Raw genomic sequence first — 18,219 nt, forward strand, 5'->3', positions numbered from 1 at the left:
ATCTAAATTTTATTTTGGATTAGCCTTTTTCATATTCGATTCTTTTTTGTCGTTTTTTGTCGGTAAGTCGATATGTTTAAATAATCGCTGATATATTTTGATTTGCGTCGATATAATTTGAAAATCGCTGATATATTTCGAGTTGCGCCGATATAATTTGAAAATCGCTGATAAAAATTTCACTTACTGAATTGTACTACGTATTTGTAGTTTAAAAATAATCTTCTTTACTTCTTATCGTCTTTCTCTCTCACAGCAGAAAGTACAGTTTGTTTTACCCAAGCTTTTCTTCGTTTATGTTGTAGACCCCATTGGTATAAACTTTGGGCTCCTAAAATAAGTGAAATGACAATACCGCTAATCGCAATTAATAGAGCGAAAAATTCAAGAGGTGACGATATTTTGTTTGAATCGGTGTTTCTTAAAAGGTCAATCATAGTAAACCCTAACATTTGGCCCACTACAGAGTAGAGCGTTAAAATTAATAATAAAAGGCTATCTTTTTTAGAGGCGACGTTTTCTTGATATTTAAACAAACTATCAAGATTTTGTTTCGCGTTCGAGTATAGAACCTCAATATTAAAAAGTTTTCTTAAGCGGAAGAAAATATCTTCACTCTGTGATTGGGATACTAATTCTAAAGAAAAATAATTAGCAGTGAACGAATTGATCGAATAAATTAATTTCTCTATTTCATTAGTATCTTGTTCAATATTTAGCTCAGCATAGGCGTTTGCCATTTTTAATAAAACAATTTTATGGAATAGATTTAATAATAAAGCGTAATAAAATTCCCCATACATTTGACTAGCAAGTTTAGCAATTTCGCGTTCTCCTTCATTTGTTACACATGTAAAAATGTGTTCTTCCATTATGAAATAACGATTTGGAGCCCACCTCTGGTAAGCGTGTTTTTTTAAATAGTCATGAATGTAAGGAAGGTTATTTGCACTCACATATGGCTTACCATCACTTGTTAATCCGGAAAGACTAGAAGTACGATAAACATCCACTTCATTAAGTTCCATACCTTCTTTTAGTGACAATAAAGTTTGAACGTACATTCTTTGGTCTTCAAAGAATGGGAAGGTTTGAAAGTATGAACTTCTTAATCTCTTCTTTTCAAAGAAATCAGTTACGCCATGAAATAAATAACCAAAAATGAATTTTTCAACTTGGGAATACTTTTTTCCGTTACATTCAATACAAATAGTCTCATTTGTATCATTTTTAGTTTCAAGTACACGGAAGCGGGCAGCGAATTCGATTGCTTCAGATAAATTCATGTTTGGAGCAGTGTTTACTTCTGTTCGAATTGTTAAGAAGCCAAGTTCATAAGGACAAAGTGTTACATCAATAGAGTGTATATTAAATTGGATTGAAGTAAGGTTTGTTGTTAAATGTCCAGTTAAGTTAAGGTCCTTTGAATAACGTTGCAAGCCCTTTTGATGCTCTGAGTGAGGAAAGAGAATTTTATTGGTAAATGAAAGATAGTATGCTTCCATATTTTGATGTGAAACTTTAAACTCCCCATAATATGTATTTTCATCATCGAGATGATCGAGCCGAAAAGGACGAAAATCGTTTTTTTGTAAGAAAGGGAACATCTCTTGTTCATATCCAGCTTTAAACGAAAACGGGAATATAAATTGAAATATAGCTGTTGCTACATCTTTTTCCTCAATTGCTTGTATTGCCTCCATCTACATTGTTTCCTTTCCATATATGCTATAGAAACAACATGCCCAAATTTATTTGAAAATAACCACTGTTTTACACTCGATTGAGAGTGAAAATTCAGCTTATTTAGCAGAGGACATGTATAATGTTATGTATACTAAAAGTTATAAAATTGTATTTTGAAGAGGGGGATGCTGTATGCGGATTTTAGTATTAGGCGCTGGTGGAGTCGGAGGATTTTTTGGTGGCAGATTAGTCGAAAAGGGAGAAGATGTTACATTTCTTGTTCGTAATAAACGAAAAAAACAATTAGAGGAAAGAGGACTTGTAATCCGAAGTGTTAACGGGGATTTTTCCTTTCAACCGAAATTAATAACGAAGGAAGAGAGAACTTCTCCATTTGATGTCATTTTATTTTCAACAAAAGCGTATCACTTAAACGAGGCAATTCAAGATTTGAAGCCGTTTGTTGGCGAAGGTACTGTAATCATTCCATTGTTAAATGGTATCGCTCATTTATCACTATTACAAAAAGAATTCGGCGAAGAAAAAGTAATTGGCGGTTTATGCTTTATCGAGACGACGTTAAACGATCAAGGAGAAATTGTACAAACTAGCGCTGCCAACAGACTTGTGTTTGGAGAAATTAAGTCTCAAAATTCAGAGAGAGTAAAGCATATTTCTAAAGCATTTGCAGGTACGAAATCTAGTTTTGTTTTAAGTGAAAATATTACGCAGGATATGTGGCATAAATATTTATTTATTACTGTAATGTCAGGTGTGACAACGTTAATGCGTGCACCAATTGGACCAATCCGTGAAAGTGAAGGCGGCCGTGATTTTATCCGTAATGTGTTTGAGGAATCTGTACAAATCATGAGAGTATTAGGAGCTCCAATAAAGGAAAATATTGCCCAGGAACATATGAAAACGATTGATAAAATTTCGTATGATATGAAGTCATCGATGCAACGTGATATGGAAAAGAGTTCGTTTATTGAAGGGAAGCACTTGCAAGGATATTTACTGGATGTAGCAGAGCAATTTTCTATAGCGGCACCATTATTAGGCACTATATATCAAAATTTAAAGGTGTATGAAGAGAGGACCTTTAATAGATCTGTAATAGAATTAGATGTATGAAAAATAAAAAAGATAGCAATATATAAGTGTATTGCTATCTTTTTTATTGTTTGTATGACAAATTATTTATTTCTTTTCGTTCTATCTGTCAAATTTATTTCCTGTTCACGTTTACCATATAACTGATTAATTTCACTTACTACTGCATCTAAATATGAATCGGAAAAAATAGGCTTCTTTTCTTTAGACATATGGGTCTCCTTTGCGAATTTTTTAGTATTCATTATGTATATTTCTCAGTGGATTATGCACAATCATTTTAATTTTTTTCTTATTAAAAATTTTTGTTTACTTTTTGAAAATAAAGGAGTATTATAATCCACAGTTTCAATTTTCTAAATCGCTGAAACCGCATGGTACGGGGGACCCGTTTTTACGGATTAGTACATAATCCGATGGGGTGAATCCTTGAAAAAGGTAGGGCTACTCATAGGCCCGAATCCGACAGCTAACCTCGTAAGCGTTATATTGAGAAGGAAGGTGGAGCTTGTGCGACAAAAAAAATAATGTCTACAAGTCTATTTCGCTATGGCTTGTAGACATTTTTTGTTTTCTGAAGAAATAGTTTACTGGCTGTAACAAGCAGAAAAGTTCGTACAAAATTATTGGAGAGTGGACAGCATTGGTTTCATCTATTAAAAGATTTTTAATTGGAAGACCGTTAAAATCAACAGAGCTTGGAGAACAAAAGCTTAATAAAACGAAAGCTTTAGCTATTTTATCTTCTGACGCATTGTCATCAGTTGCTTACGGTCCAGAGCAAATTTTAATTGCTTTAGCAGGTGTTGGAGCGATCGCTTATTGGTATTCCATTCCGATCGCTGTTGGGGTATTAGTACTATTGACAGCCCTTATTTTATCATATCGTCAAATTATTTTTGCTTATCCGCATGGCGGGGGAGCGTATGTTGTATCAAAAGAAAATTTAGGAATGAATCCAGGCTTAATTGCTGGAGGATCTTTATTAGTTGACTATATTTTAACTGTTGCGGTAAGTGTGTCCGCTGGTACAGATGCAATTACGTCTGCGTTTCCTAGCTTACATGCACACAATGTCATTATTGCGGTTATATTTGTTATATTAATTACAATATTAAACTTAAGAGGAGTAACGGAATCAGCTTCCGTTTTAGCATATCCTGTTTATTTATTCGTTTTAGCACTATTTATATTAATTGGTGTAGGCATATATAATATTTTAACTGGTCATGTTTCACCCACTTTACATGCGCCGATTGGTACACCAGTTGCAGGAATTAGTTTGTTTTTATTACTAAGAGCATTTGCATCAGGTAGTTCGGCTTTAACAGGTGTTGAAGCAATTTCAAATGCAATTCCGAACTTTAAAGATCCTGCGCCAAACAATGCTGCAAAAACATTGCTTGCAATGGGTGCATTACTTGCTGTGTTATTTTCAGGAATTGTATTTTTAGCTTATTATTACGGAGTGACTCCGAGTAAAGAAGTAACAGTTGTTTCTCAAATTGCTGAACAAACATTTGGACGTAATTTCATGTACTATTTCATACAAGGTACAACAGCTTTAATATTAATTCTTGCTGCTAATACAGGTTATTCTGCATTTCCTTTATTAGCGGTTAACCTTGCAAAAGATAAATTCATACCGAGAATGTTTACGATTAGAGGAGACCGCCTAGGTTACTCAAACGGTATTATTATACTTGGAGTTGCTTCGATTATTTTAATTGTAGCTTTCCAAGGACAAACAGAACATTTAATTCCACTATATGCAGTAGGTGTATTTATTCCATTTACACTTTCTCAAACAGGGATGGTATTAAAATGGCTTCGCGAAAAGCCTGAAGGATGGGCTTTAAGATTAACGGTTAATTTAATTGGTGCAGTTATTAGTTTTATCGTAATGAGCATGTTCTTTTTAACTAAATTTGCACAAGTTTGGTCGATTCTTATTTTCTTACCAGTTATTATCTTCTTATTCCATCGAATTAAGAAGCATTATGATGCAGTGGGTGATCAATTAAGTTTAAAAACTTGCGAGCCTCTTATTCCAATTGAGGGGAATGTAATTGTCGTTCCTGTAGCAGGTATGACGCATGTAGTAGAAAATTCATTGAACTATGCGAAATCGCTTTCGGCAGATCAAGTTATCGCAGTATATGTTGCTTTTGACAGAGAAGAGGAAAAGAAATTTGAGGAGAAATGGAAGAAGTGGCAACCTGAAGTAAGGCTTGTTACATTACATTCTCATTATAGAAGTATTATTCAGCCGCTAACGAAGTTTATCGATACAGTGCAATATAAGGCAAGTGAATCGAATTACCGTGTTACGGTCGTTATACCACAGTTCATTCCGAAAAAAGGTTGGCATAACATTCTTCATAATCAATCCAGTTTACTTATACGTGCGTATTTACTTTATAAAAGAAATGTTGTTATTACGACAGTTCCATATCATTTGAAAAAATAAGAAAATTTTTTAAGGATAGCTTCGCGAAAATGAAGCTATCCTTTTTGTGTATATGCTATGCATAATTGCATATGGGGTTAAAAATTATACTAATATAACTTCATTGGTTATTTGAAAGTAGTGTTTTCTGTTGTGATATATAGATATTTCAATCGATAAAGTGAATCGGATTATATTTTGAAATAAGGACATGAAAGCTTGAAAATAAAGGGAATGAAAATACTTCTTTACGATATATAAACAGCTGTGTTTAAATGACCTTACAGTACAAAACTTATATGAAAACAAAATAAAATTTCATATTTACGTATGTTGTTTAGTTGAAAATGAATAATATTTTTATGTAATATATTCACTGTGTGAATGTGGGAATTTCGATGAAATAGAAAATTTATACAATATTATTCATACTAAACACATATGAAAAATAATAAAATGTTTTGTGACGATAAGTAAGTACTGTAGCAATACGAGAGAGGTGGTTCATACATAGATCACGTTGAGAACGTTCTCTATTTTAACCATCTCAAATTATGGGCAAGAAAATAGAATAATAAAATGCGATAGTAATAGTTGCTAATACATAGGAGGAGTTAAAGTGAAAAAGACTTTAATTACAGGGTTATTGGTTACAGCAGTATCTACGAGTTGCTTCATTCCTGTAAGCGCTTACGCTAAGGAGGGGCAAACGGAAGTGAAAACAGTATATGCGCAAAATGTAATTGCTCCAAATACATTATCCAATTCAATTAGAATGTTAGGATCACAATCACCGCTTATTCAAGCATACGGATTAATTATTTTGCAACAGCCAGACATTAAGGTAAATGCGATGAGTAGCTTAACGAATCATCAAAAGTTTGCAAAGGCGAATGTACGAGAGTGGATTGATGAATATAATCCGAAGCTAATTGACTTAAATCAAGAGATGATGAGATACAGCACTAGATTCAATAGTTATTATAGTAAGCTCTATGAACTAGCAGGAAATGTAAATGAAGATCAGCAAGCAAAAACAGATTTTATGAGTGCATATGGAAAATTACAATTGCAAGTACAGAGCATCCAAGAGAGTATGGAGCAAGATTTATTAGAGTTAAATCGATTTAAAACAGTATTAGACAAAGATAGTAACAACTTATCAATTAAAGCCGATGAAGCAATAAAAACACTGCAAGGATCAAGTGGAGATATTGTGAAATTAAGAGAAGATATTAAAAGAATTCAAGGGGAAATTCAAGCTGAACTAACTACTATTTTGAATAGACCTCAAGAAATCATTAAAGGTTCTATTAATATCGGTAAACAAGTATTTACAATCACAAATCAAACTGCACAAACGAAAACAATCGATTTTGTTTCTATCGGTACTTTAAGTAATGAAATTGTAAATGCTGCAGATAGTCAAACGAGGGAAGCAGCTCTTCGCATTCAACAAAAGCAAAAAGAGTTATTGCCACTTATTCAAAAGTTATCACAAACTGAAGCAGAAGCGACTCAAATTACATTCGTTGAAGATCAAGTAAATAGCTTTACAGAATTAATTGATCGTCAAATTACAACTTTAGAAACGTTATTAACGGATTGGAAAGTTTTAAATAATAATATGATCCAAATTCAAACAAATGTTGAAGAAGGCACGTATACAGACAGTAGTTTACTTCAAAAACATTTCAATCAAATTAAAAAAGTAAGCGATGAAATGAATAAGCAAACAAATCAATTTGAAGATTACGTTACAAACGTTGAAGTACATTAAACAGAAAAATAATTAGCGATATAGGGAGAGAAGAAAAATGACAAAAAAACCTTATAAAGTAATGGCTCTATCAGCACTGATGGCAGTATTTGCAGCAGGAAATATTATGCCGGCTCATACGTATGCAGCTGAAAGTACAGTGAAACAAGCTCCAGTTCATGCGGTAGCAAAAGCTTATAATGACTATGAAGAATATTCATTAGGACCAGAAGGCTTAAAAGATGCAATGGAAAGAACAGGTTCAAATGCTTTAGTAATGGATCTGTATGCTTTAACAATTATTAAACAAGGTAATGTTAACTTTGGAAATGTATCGACTGTTGATGCAGCTTTAAAAGGAAAAGTGATTCAGCACCAAGATACAGCTAGAGGAAATGCGAAGCAATGGTTAGATGTATTAAAGCCACAGCTTATTTCAACGAATCAAAACATCATTAACTACAATACGAAATTTCAAAACTATTATGATACTTTAGTTGCTGCGGTAGATGCAAAAGATAAAGCGACTCTTACGAAAGGCCTAACTAGATTATCAAGTAGTATTAATGAAAATAAAGCGCAAGTGGATCAGTTAGTAGAAGACTTGAAAAGATTCCGAAATAAAATGACGTCGGATACGCAAAACTTCAAGGGTGATGCAAATCAAATTACATCTATATTAGCTAGTCAAGATGCAGGAATTCCGCTTCTGCAAAATCAAATTACAACGTACAATGAAGCAATTAGTAAATATAATGCAATTATTATCGGTTCATCTGTTGCGACAGCTCTAGGACCAATTGCAATTATTGGTGGTGCAGTAGTTATTGCTACGGGCGCAGGAACACCGCTAGGAGTCGCATTAATTGCAGGTGGTGCAGCAGCTGTAGGCGGTGGTACAGCTGGTATCGTATTAGCGAAGAAAGAACTTGACAATGCACAAGCTGAAATTCAAAAAATAACTGGACAAATTACAACTGCTCAATTAGAAGTAGCTGGGTTAACGAACATTAAAACACAAACTGAGTATTTAACAAATACGATTGATACTGCAATTACAGCGTTGCAAAACATTTCAAACCAATGGTATACAATGGGATCAAAATACAATTCTTTACTTCAAAATGTGGATTCAATTAGTCCAAACGATCTTGTTTTCATTAAAGAAGATTTAAACATTGCGAAAGATAGCTGGAAAAACATTAAAGACTATGCAGAAAAGATTTATGCTGAAGATATTAAAGTAGTAGACACGAAAAAAGCATAATTGAATACGAATCGTTAGAGCGTTAAGTGTTGATGAATAATTTGAAGCTCCTGTTCAGTTGTGAGCAGGAGCTTTTGATATCCTTATAAAGGGAATAGGTGAAAAATATGCAGAAACGATTTTATAAAAAATGTCTTTTAGCGGTAATGATTGCTGGGGTGGCAACGAGTAACGCATTTCCTTTACATCCTTTTGCAGCAGAACAAAATGTAACGGTGCTACAAGAAAATGTGAAAAACTATTCTCTTGGACCAGCAGGATTCCAAGATGTAATGGCACAAACGACATCAAGCATATTTGCAATGGATTCATATGCAAAATTAATTCAAAATCAACAAGAGACGGATTTAAGTAAAATAAGTTCGATTAATAGTGAATTTAAAGGGAATATGATTCAGCATCAAAGAGATGCAAAAATTAATGCAGCATATTGGTTAAATAATATGAAGCCTCAAATTATGAAAACAGATCAAAATATTATAAATTACAATAATACTTTTCAATCGTATTATAATGACATGTTAATAGCGATTGATCAAAAGGATAGCGGAAAATTAAAAGCGGATTTAGAAAAGTTGTATGCGGATATTGTAAAGAATCAAAATGAGGTAGATGGATTATTAGGAAATTTGAAAGCTTTTCGCGATAGAATGGCGAAAGATACAAATAGTTTCAAAGAGGATACAAATCAGTTAACAGCGATATTGGCAAGTACGAATGCTGGTATTCCAGCTCTAGAGCAACAAATAAATACATATAACGATTCGATTAAAAAGAGTAATGATATGGTCATTGCTGGTGGCGTACTTTGCGTAGCTCTAATAACATGTCTTGCTGGCGGGCCGATGATTGCGGTTGCGAAAAAAGATATCGCAAATGCAGAAAGAGAAATCGCCAATTTAAAAGATAGAATTTCAGGAGCACAAGCAGAAGTCGTAATTTTGACTGATGTAAAAAATAAAACAACAAACATGACAGAAACAATTGATGCAGCAATTACAGCACTACAAAACATATCAAATCAATGGTATACAGTAGGTGCAAAGTATAATAATTTATTACAAAACGTAAAAGGAATTAGTCCGGAAGAGTTTACGTTTATAAAAGAAGATTTACATACAGCGAAAGATAGCTGGAAAGATGTAAAGGATTATACAGAAAAATTACATGAAGGTGTGGCAAAGTAAACAGTGGACTAGTTCTGCTGTTTATTTTTTTTATCCTGTTTTTTTGTGAGAGTTGAACTTGTAATTATATATAAGTTTGTCATGTGTTTTATCAATGTGGCTATTGGGTAATATTTAATCAAATTGATACGAATAACCTAAATAAATTTCTGATCAAGTCTTTTATATGTAATGTTTTAATGAAAAAAGCTATACTGTAAGCAAAACTAAAAATTGGAGAGGAAATACTACAACATGGAAAATTATCTATTATTTATCCTTACAGCAATGCTAATCATAATGATGCCTGGTCCTGGTTTTGCACTAGTTACAAAAAATACTATCTCGCATGGTAAAAATGGCGGGATAAAGACTGTTTTAGGAACGATATCTGGAATGATGATTCATACAATAATGGCTACGTTAGGACTTTCTGCTATCTTAATGAAATTTGCTATGTTATTTACATTTATAAAATATGCTGGGGCTGTTTATTTAATTTATTTAGCTGTAAAGTCAATTAAAAGTGCCTTACATAAAAAAGAAGATATGTCAGGTTCAGCAGAAATGGACTCTAAGGATATTGGGGCAATTAAAAGCTTTAGACAAGGATTTACTACGGCAATTTTAAATCCAAAAACCGCTGTATTTTTCCTTAGTTTTTTACCCCAATTTATTGTGAGTAATCAAAATCATTTCCTCCAATTTCTTTTATTAGGAGTCACATTTACGACTTTGACAGCAATATGGTATTTACTTTACATCTCACTCATACGTCAATTAAGAACTTTTTTAAGAAAAGAAAGAGTGAACCGTACAATAGAGGGTATTACAGGCGCCATATTATTAGTATTTGGAGTTAGATTGTTTTTCCAAAAATAAATATGTAGATAAAACGAGAAATAAAAAAGTTGATTATTTCTCGTTTTATTCTTTAAAATCTGCAACAGAACCAGGATCTCCCATCAAAGTATAAATTCCAAGGGAGGAACCGTTTTTTATTTACTTATATACGTACAGCTGTACCACTGACAGCAACCATTAACATTCCATCACGAACAACTTCGTAATCTACGTCAATACCAACGATAGCGTTCGCACCTTTTTCTTTTGCAAGTTCTTTCATTTCGCCCATTGCAATATCACGAGCGTCTTTTAGTTTACTTTCATAAGCACCAACACGGCCACCGACAACATCACGAACGGAAGCGAATACATCGCGGACAATATTTGCACCCATAATAGCTTCACCATTTACAATATCAATATACTCAATAATCTCTTTACCTTGAATTCCAGAAGTTGTTGTTACAATCATGACTGACACTCTCCTAATATCTTATAATTTTTGATTAGCTTTCTTATATCATAGAAAAAGTATTTTTGGCACCAGAAACAAGTCTAGTTTCTTACAGAATGAAACCAAGGCAATTGTTTAACATATGTATCGCTATAACATATGCAATGGATCTTTTAGAAATAAGATAAGCCGCAGTAAGTATCAACGATCCAGGTAAATAAATAGCAATATCCGAAAGTTGGTTCGTATGAAGAAGTGTAAAAATCATAATCGAAATGATAGATGCAATAGCAGTACCAATATGGTAAGAAAAACGATTTATTAATATGTGGCGAAATACAATTTCTTCAAGTATTGGACCCAGAATACCAAATACAAGCAATGTAAATACAAGAGGTACCTTTGCACCCGTTTCAAGGAGCTGCTCTTGGTTCTCTGGTTGACCAGTTGCTAGAAAATGCATAACACACTGTTCCACAATTAACGTAAATAAAACTACCATAGGAATACTTACTATTTTCAAAATTGTCTTCTCTTTAAAATAAGTAAAACTTTCAATAATTTCTTTCCTAAAGCAAATGATTCCTACAATAGCAGGTACAGTAAAACCGAGGGCACTAAGAACAAATTCTGATTCAACTAAATTGACATTAGCTAAAAGTGATATGCCAAATAGTATGTACAAGCCAATTTGAAATGGTACAAACAGTGTAAAGATTATTAGCATAATGATTTCTTTTTTATTCATTTTTATAAAGTTCACTGTATTGCCCCCATAATTAAATTACCTATAATTTTTGATTTTTCTTTCTGCATAACGATCTCCTTCTAAATATATTTATATAAGATTCTAAACCGGACGGTTCGGTCCGATTCGAAATCTAATGATACTACAAGTTTCTAGTTTTTTAAACCCTTTTTATAAAGTATTAACAAAATCAAAATGGAAAAAAGCAAATATATTTATATTTCAGTTGCTTTGTTACAATTTAATTCCAGTAATCATTAATGGTTAATCTTTTATAGAATGAAGTGAAAGTGGGAGTAGTTCAAACACTTTAGCTAAACATATTAATAAAAATTATATATAATTATCATATGTCTATACGTTAAAATTTACTATATATTTTTACACCTCTACGATTTTAGATAAAATTAGTTGTATAATATGACTGAATTAAACAATTGGTCATATTGTTTTGACAGAAAATTCACTTAAGTTATATAGGTAATACAATTTGATTAACTTCTTTTCAAACTGTATTGTTTGAGGTTTCCATAAGATAGGGATTGATAAGATATTTCTGTTCCAAACTTATTTATACTTACAAAAAAATTAAGAAAATAGAGGGTAAACATTACCTAGAATATTAGGATCGTTTTCATTAGGAGGATTACAAAGCATGACTAAAGTTGATAAGGTTAAAGAAAAAATTATTGAAACATCTTTATATTTATTTAATACTAATGGGATAACTCGCACATCCATCCAGGATATAATGACAGCTACTGAACTACCTAAAGGATCTATTTATCGTAGATTCAAAAGTAAAGAAGAAATTGTCCTTGCTGCCTACGACAAAAGTGGTGAGATTATGTGGAGTCATTTTCATAAAGCAATGGAAAATAAAAAGACAGCAATCGATAAAATCCTTGCAATTTTCCTTGTATATCAAGATGCAGCTAATAATCCTCCTATTGCTGGAGGCTGTCCATTACTTAATAGCGCAATTGAAAGTACTGGAGTATTTCCAGAATTACAAAAAGCAGCAGCAAAAGGTTATGATGATACAGTAATGTTAATGGCTTCTCTCATAAAAGAAGGAATAGAGAAACAAGAACTTAAAGAAGATATAGAGGTTATATCACTTGCTTCCTTTCTTGCATCTTCAATGGAGGGGGCTATTATGGCAAGTCGAGTATCTAACGATAATATACACCATCATTATTTTATTGAACAAATAAAACATCATCTTTTCTCCTATTCTAAATAAGTGAGAACTTGCAGTGTTTCCATCCGATTTTTATAAACTTAAATTGAATACATACCCCTTATGAACAGTATCTTTTGTTTATGAGGGGTATTTGAATAGCTTTTTAGACGATATTCATGTTTCTTATTGAACGGCTTTGTTATCGTTACTACAGAAAAAGCAATAAAGAATTACATATAAACCGATTTATATGTTTTAAGTGTTTCTATATTCAGTTTGTAAATCTACACAATAAGTTTTCATTATATATATTAAGTGGAATAGAAGTTCAGTTAGATAAAATTCGGTAGTCGAATTTTTTTGCATAAAGCTGTATAATGCTTGTAACGAAAGGGAAATACAGGAAGGGATTTGTAATGAGTTACTATGGAAAAAGATAAACAACAATTAAGCGTTGAAGTTGCAAGATTATATTATCAATCAGATTATAGTCAGCAAGAAATTGCTAACAAATTAAATATTTCAAGACCGACGATTTCTAGATTGTTAAAGTACGCGAAAGAAAAAGGGTTTGTTCAAATTAGCATCGCTGATCCATTTGCGGATTTAGATAACGTTGGGAATTTACTGAAAGAAAAGTACAACTTGTTAGAGGCACATGTTGTATTTTCTCCAGTGCCGGAATATGCAACGATTACAGAGTATATAAGTAAATATGCTGCTGAGTATATGGAAAAGACGGTTAAAAACGGTGATATTGTTGGTGTAAGCTGGGGCATGACTATGTATGAAATCGCTAGAAAAATCGTACCGCAACATGTAAAAGGGGTAGAGGTTGTCCAGCTAAAAGGTGGTATTAGTCATTCAAGTGTAAATACATATGCGAATGAGACGATAGCTTTATTTGCAGATGCTTTTCAAACGACGCCAAGAAATCTACCTCTTCCAGTTATATTTGATAATGCAGTGACAAAAGAATTAGTGGAGCAGGATCGACATATTCATCACATTATCGAAATGGGAAAACAAGCGAATATTGCAATTTTTACTGTAGGAACAGTGCGAGACGAAGCGCTATTATTCCGATTAGGTTATTTCGATAAGGATGAAACAAATTTACTCAAAAAACAATCGGTCGGTGACATTTGTTCACGTTTCTTTGATGGAGACGGAAATATTAGTAGCGAAGAAATCAATAAGCGTACCATTGGAATTGAGTTAGAGGAACTGAAATTAAAGAAACGCTCTATTTTAGTTGCAGGTGGTAATAGAAAAATAAAAGCAATTGATGGTGCGTTACGTGGCGGGTATGCAAATGTATTAATTATCGATCAGCATACAGCAAAAGAATTGTTGCATTATCAAAAAGATTAGAAATAAAAGGCGTTCTCAAAATGTTAATTTTGAGAATGCCTTTTATTTTGTTATGTATGAATGATAGGTGTTTTTTTGAACACAAATTGCCTCTTTAAAAATAATTCTGGATATAGAGATACATACTACCATTGTTAATATAAAAGTTTTGATTTTAAATGAGAAGTGTTTCTTAGTTAGAATGAGCTTTACTTACTACAAGAAAATTCCTTTTAAAAAAGAATGAACAAAATTTCAAAAGTATATTTACATTTGTTCAACTAAGAGTTAGAATGAAGTTGTTAAAAGATATGAGGAGTGAAGATAATGAACATTGCAAAGTTAATTGACCATACAATTTTAAAAGCTAATACTACTAAAGAAGATGTTATGAAAGTAATCGAAGAAGCAAAGGAATATAAATTCGCTTCTGTTTGTATTAACCCAACATGGGTAAAATTAGCGGCTGATGAACTAGCTGGACATGATGTAGACGTTTGTACTGTAATCGGTTTCCCATTAGGAGCAAGCACGACTGAAACAAAAGCATTTGAAACAAAAGATGCTATCGCAAAAGGTGCAACTGAAATTGATATGGTAATCAACGTAGGTGCTTTAAAAGATGGCGACAACGAACTTGTTGAAAAAGATATTTATGAAGTAGTACAAGCAGCAAAAGGAAAAGCTCTTGTAAAAGTAATCATTGAAACTTGCCTATTAACAGATGAAGAAAAAGTACGCGCTTGTGAATTATCAGTAAAAGCTGGTGCTGACTTCGTAAAAACTTCAACTGGATTCTCAACTGGCGGAGCAACTGCTGAAGATATCGCATTAATGCGTAAAACAGTAGGACCAAACGTTGGTGTAAAAGCATCTGGCGGTGTTCGTACACGTGAAGATGCAGACAAAATGGTAGCTGCTGGAGCTTCTCGCGTTGGAGCAAGTGCTAGTGTTGCAATCGTATTAAATGATGCAAAAGGTGCTACAGATAACTACTAATCGATAAAAGGTTAAAGCAATAGATATACGTTTAAAGTATATCTATTGCTTTAACAATTGAAAAAAATGTAAGCGGATACGAATGGGAGGAAACGGCTTATGAAATACTTAATCGGTGTTTTTGGCCTCGTATTGATTTTAGGTATCGCTTGGCTTGCTAGTAATGATAGAAAGAAAGTCAAATATCGTCCAATCATAACGATGGTTATATTACAATTCATTTTGGGGTTTCTATTATTAAATACAAGTATAGGGAATATATTAATTAGCGGAATAGCAGATGGTTTTGGAGAGTTATTAAAATATGCCGCTGACGGTGTGAATTTCGTATTTGGTGGATTAGTAAATCAAAAAGAGTTTTCGTTCTTTTTAAGTGTATTAATGCCAATCGTATTTATATCAGCCTTAATAGGTATTTTGCAACATATTAAAGTATTACCTATTATTGTGAAATCTATCGGTCTAGCATTAAGTAAAGTAAATGGAATGGGGAAACTAGAATCATATAACGCTGTTGCTTCTGCGATTTTAGGACAATCTGAAGTGTTTATTTCAGTTAAGAAACAACTAGGGTTATTGCCAGAAAAAAGAATGTATACATTATGTGCATCAGCAATGTCTACCGTTTCTATGTCTATCGTTGGATCATATATGGTTTTATTAAAACCACAATATGTTGTAACCGCTTTAGTACTTAACTTATTCGGTGGCTTCATCATTGCTTCTATCATTAACCCGTATGAGGTTACTGAGGAAGAAGATATGTTAGAAGTACAAGAAGAAGAGAAGAAGACCTTCTTTGAAGTATTAGGCGAATACATTATTGATGGATTTAAAGTTGCGATTACAGTAGCAGCTATGTTAATTGGTTTCGTAGCTCTTATCGCATTCATTAATGCAGTATTTAAAGGTGTAATCGGTATTTCATTCCAAGAAATTCTTGGTTATGTATTTGCACCATTTGCATTTATTATGGGTGTACCTTGGCATGAAGCAGTTAATGCCGGAAATATTATGGCAACAAAATTAGTATCAAATGAATTTGTCGCTATGACAGATTTAGCACAAGGAAACTTTAATTTCTCAGATAGAACGACAGCGATTATCTCTGTATTCTTAGTTTCATTTGCAAACTTCTCTTCAATTGGGATTATTGCAGGAGCAGTTAAGAGCTTAAATGAAAAGCAAGGGAATGTAGTCGCAAGATTTGGTTTGAAATTACTATTCGGTGCAACGTTAGTAAGTTTCTTATCAGCAACAATCGTTGGCTTATTATTTTAATAGATTTATATAATATAAAAAGGAATGGTGATTGTGATGAGAATGGTAGATATTATTGCAAAAAAGCGTGACGGCAAAGAATTAACGACTGAAGAAATCAAATTCTTTATTAATGGATATACAGACGGAAGTATTCCTGATTATCAAGTGAGTGCGCTTGCAATGGCAATCTTCTTTAAAGATATGACAGATCGCGAACGTGCAGATTTAACGATGGCGATGGTTGAGTCTGGAGAAACGATCGACTTATCAGCAATTGAAGGAATTAAAGTAGACAAACATTCAACTGGCGGTGTTGGTGATACAACAACTTTAGTATTAGGACCATTAGTTGCTGCTTTAGATGTACCAGTAGCAAAAATGTCTGGTCGTGGTTTAGGACATACTGGCGGAACAATTGATAAATTAGAAGCAGTAGAAGGATTCCACGTTGAAATTACGAAAGAACAATTCATCGATATTGTAAACCGTGACAAAGTAGCTGTTATTGGACAAACAGGAAACTTAACACCTGCAGATAAAAAGATTTATGCATTACGTGACGTAACAGGAACTGTTAACTCAATTCCTTTAATCGCAAGTTCAATTATGAGTAAAAAAATTGCAGCTGGTGCTGATGCAATCGTACTTGATGTAAAAACAGGTGCTGGTGCATTTATGAAAACAGAAGAAGATGCAAAAGAATTAGCACATGCAATGGTACGTATCGGAAATAATGTAGGACGTCAAACAATGGCAGTTATTTCAGATATGTCACAACCTCTTGGATTTGCGATTGGTAATGCTCTAGAAGTGAAAGAAGCGATTGATACGTTAAAAGGTGAAGGTCCAGAAGATTTAACAGAATTAGTACTTGTATTAGGAAGTCAAATGGTCGTACTTGCGAAAAAAGCAAATACGTTAGAAGAAGCTCGTGAAATGCTAATTGAAGTGATGAAAAACGGAAAAGCAACTGCGAAATTTAAAGAGTTCTTAAGCAATCAAGGCGGAGATAGCTCAATTGTAGACAATCCAGAAAAAATGCCACAAGCTAAGTATGTAATTGATGTACCTGCAAAAACTTCAGGTGTTATTTCTAACATTGTTGCAGATGAGATTGGTATTGCAGCTATGTTACTTGGTGCAGGTCGTGCAACGAAGGAAGATGAAATCGATTTAGCAGTAGGATTAATGTTACGTAAAAAAGTTGGCGATGCAGTAAAAGAAGGCGAGCCATTCGTAACAATCTACGCAAATCGTGAAAATGTAGAAGATGTAAAAGCAAAAATTTATGAGAACATCTCTATCGCTGAAACAGCAGTGGCTCCTAAATTAGTTCATACAGTTATTACTGACTAATCATCATTTCATTTACTTTGAGGGGGAAATAATATGGATAAGAAAAAATATATTGAAGAAGCAAACAAGATGTTATCGAAAGCGTATATTCCGTATTCTAAATTTCCTGTTGGCGCAGCGTTAGTTACGAAAGAAGGGAAAATCTATACTGGTTGTAATATAGAAAATGCTTCTTACGGTTTATGTAACTGTGCAGAAAGAACAGCAATATTTAAAGCAGTATCAGAAGGTGAGCGCGATTTTAGTTACTTAGTTATTACAGGAGAAACTGATGGCCCGATTTCACCATGTGGTGCGTGTAGACAAGTAATTGCTGAATTCTGTGATCCGAAAATGCCTGTATTATTAACGAATGTAAAAGGTGATGAAAAAGAAGTGACTGTTGAGCAATTACTTCCAGGTGCTTTCACAATTGACGATTTAAAATAAGTTAAAAAGCCATTCTGCAATTATTAATTGCTGAAGTGCACCCCAATTGTTAGACACAGTCTAACAATTGGAGGTGCATTTTTTATGGCTAAATTTTCTTCAAAAGAAAAAATCCAAGCGGTGAAACGATATTTAGATGGTA

General features: G+C 33.2%; 16 protein-coding genes and 1 riboswitch. Of the genes, 12 read left to right on the forward strand and 4 right to left on the reverse strand.

Annotated features, from left to right (window positions below; translation table 11 throughout):
• Positions 1–227 precede the first annotated feature (227 nt).
• Positions 228–1,703 carry a hypothetical protein gene (locus ACTFRH_RS05480; protein WP_000387417.1) on the reverse strand — a complete coding sequence of 492 codons (1,476 nt, stop codon included), beginning with the start codon at positions 1,701–1,703 and terminating at the stop codon, positions 228–230.
• Positions 1,704–1,878: 175 nt separating this feature from the next.
• Between ACTFRH_RS05480 and panE the strand changes: the two genes are divergently transcribed.
• Positions 1,879–2,823 carry a 2-dehydropantoate 2-reductase gene (gene panE / locus ACTFRH_RS05485; protein WP_001221872.1) on the forward strand — a complete coding sequence of 315 codons (945 nt, stop codon included), beginning with the start codon at positions 1,879–1,881 and terminating at the stop codon, positions 2,821–2,823.
• A 62-nt stretch (positions 2,824–2,885) separates the two neighbouring features.
• On the opposite strand, the gene ACTFRH_RS05490 is transcribed toward panE, so the two are convergent.
• Entirely contained in the window at positions 2,886–3,014 is a 129-nt protein-coding gene (locus ACTFRH_RS05490; RefSeq protein ID WP_000031874.1) for a hypothetical protein, read from the reverse strand.
• Positions 3,015–3,154: 140 nt separating this feature from the next.
• Positions 3,155–3,301, forward strand: a riboswitch (cyclic di-AMP (ydaO/yuaA leader).
• 144 nt (positions 3,302–3,445) lie between these two features.
• On the opposite strand from ACTFRH_RS05490, the gene ACTFRH_RS05495 reads away from it, so the two are divergent.
• The 5 genes from ACTFRH_RS05495 (at position 3,446) to ACTFRH_RS05515 (ending at position 10,325) form a co-directional block, all read left to right on the forward strand.
• On the forward strand, positions 3,446–5,272 hold the full coding sequence (locus ACTFRH_RS05495) for an APC family permease (RefSeq protein ID WP_000254887.1): 1,827 nt from the start codon (positions 3,446–3,448) through the stop codon (positions 5,270–5,272).
• A gap of 598 nt (positions 5,273–5,870) precedes the next feature.
• Positions 5,871–7,031: a non-hemolytic enterotoxin NHE subunit A gene (gene nheA, locus ACTFRH_RS05500; RefSeq protein ID WP_000751833.1), complete on the forward strand. Its 1,161-nt coding sequence runs from the start codon at positions 5,871–5,873 to the stop codon at positions 7,029–7,031.
• Between the two features lie 37 nt (positions 7,032–7,068).
• On the forward strand, positions 7,069–8,277 hold the full coding sequence (gene nheB, locus ACTFRH_RS05505) for a non-hemolytic enterotoxin NHE subunit B (protein ID WP_000162980.1): 1,209 nt from the start codon (positions 7,069–7,071) through the stop codon (positions 8,275–8,277).
• A 107-nt stretch (positions 8,278–8,384) separates the two neighbouring features.
• Complete coding sequence (gene nheC / locus ACTFRH_RS05510; protein ID WP_001171989.1) at positions 8,385–9,464, forward strand: non-hemolytic enterotoxin NHE subunit C; 1,080 nt, start codon at positions 8,385–8,387, stop codon at positions 9,462–9,464.
• Positions 9,465–9,698: 234 nt separating this feature from the next.
• Complete coding sequence (locus ACTFRH_RS05515; protein ID WP_000433000.1) at positions 9,699–10,325, forward strand: LysE family translocator; 627 nt, start codon at positions 9,699–9,701, stop codon at positions 10,323–10,325.
• Positions 10,326–10,449: 124 nt separating this feature from the next.
• On the opposite strand, the gene ACTFRH_RS05520 is transcribed toward ACTFRH_RS05515, so the two are convergent.
• Both ACTFRH_RS05520 and ACTFRH_RS05525 read right to left on the reverse strand, forming a co-directional pair.
• A complete protein-coding gene (locus tag ACTFRH_RS05520; protein ID WP_000637518.1) occupies positions 10,450–10,761 on the reverse strand; it encodes a heavy metal-binding domain-containing protein in 312 nt (103 codons plus the stop codon).
• 91 nt (positions 10,762–10,852) lie between these two features.
• A complete protein-coding gene (locus ACTFRH_RS05525) occupies positions 10,853–11,506 on the reverse strand; it encodes a CPBP family intramembrane glutamic endopeptidase (RefSeq protein ID WP_001009303.1) in 654 nt (217 codons plus the stop codon).
• A 640-nt stretch (positions 11,507–12,146) separates the two neighbouring features.
• Here ACTFRH_RS05525 and ACTFRH_RS05530 point away from each other — a divergent pair.
• From ACTFRH_RS05530 to ACTFRH_RS05555, 6 genes are all read left to right on the forward strand, one after another.
• Entirely contained in the window at positions 12,147–12,737 is a 591-nt protein-coding gene (locus tag ACTFRH_RS05530; protein ID WP_000169650.1) for a TetR/AcrR family transcriptional regulator, read from the forward strand.
• Positions 12,738–13,103: 366 nt separating this feature from the next.
• The gene (locus ACTFRH_RS05535; protein WP_000409780.1) at positions 13,104–14,051 is read left to right on the forward strand and encodes a sugar-binding transcriptional regulator; all 948 of its coding nucleotides are present in this window, start codon (positions 13,104–13,106) and stop codon (positions 14,049–14,051) included.
• 306 nt (positions 14,052–14,357) lie between these two features.
• Entirely contained in the window at positions 14,358–15,029 is a 672-nt protein-coding gene (deoC, locus tag ACTFRH_RS05540) for a deoxyribose-phosphate aldolase (RefSeq protein WP_001017439.1), read from the forward strand.
• A gap of 99 nt (positions 15,030–15,128) precedes the next feature.
• A complete protein-coding gene (locus ACTFRH_RS05545; RefSeq protein WP_000876175.1) occupies positions 15,129–16,310 on the forward strand; it encodes a NupC/NupG family nucleoside CNT transporter in 1,182 nt (393 codons plus the stop codon).
• A gap of 36 nt (positions 16,311–16,346) precedes the next feature.
• Positions 16,347–17,648, forward strand: coding sequence for a pyrimidine-nucleoside phosphorylase (locus tag ACTFRH_RS05550; RefSeq protein ID WP_002093946.1), 1,302 nt, complete (start codon positions 16,347–16,349; stop codon positions 17,646–17,648).
• Positions 17,649–17,681: 33 nt separating this feature from the next.
• Complete coding sequence (locus ACTFRH_RS05555) at positions 17,682–18,077, forward strand: cytidine deaminase (RefSeq protein ID WP_000358533.1); 396 nt, start codon at positions 17,682–17,684, stop codon at positions 18,075–18,077.
• Positions 18,078–18,219: the final 142 nt, after the last annotated feature.

This window comes from Bacillus cereus group sp. MYBK216-1 (genome assembly GCF_051916495.1).
Lineage (GTDB): Bacteria > Bacillota > Bacilli > Bacillales > Bacillaceae_G > Bacillus_A > Bacillus_A thuringiensis_K.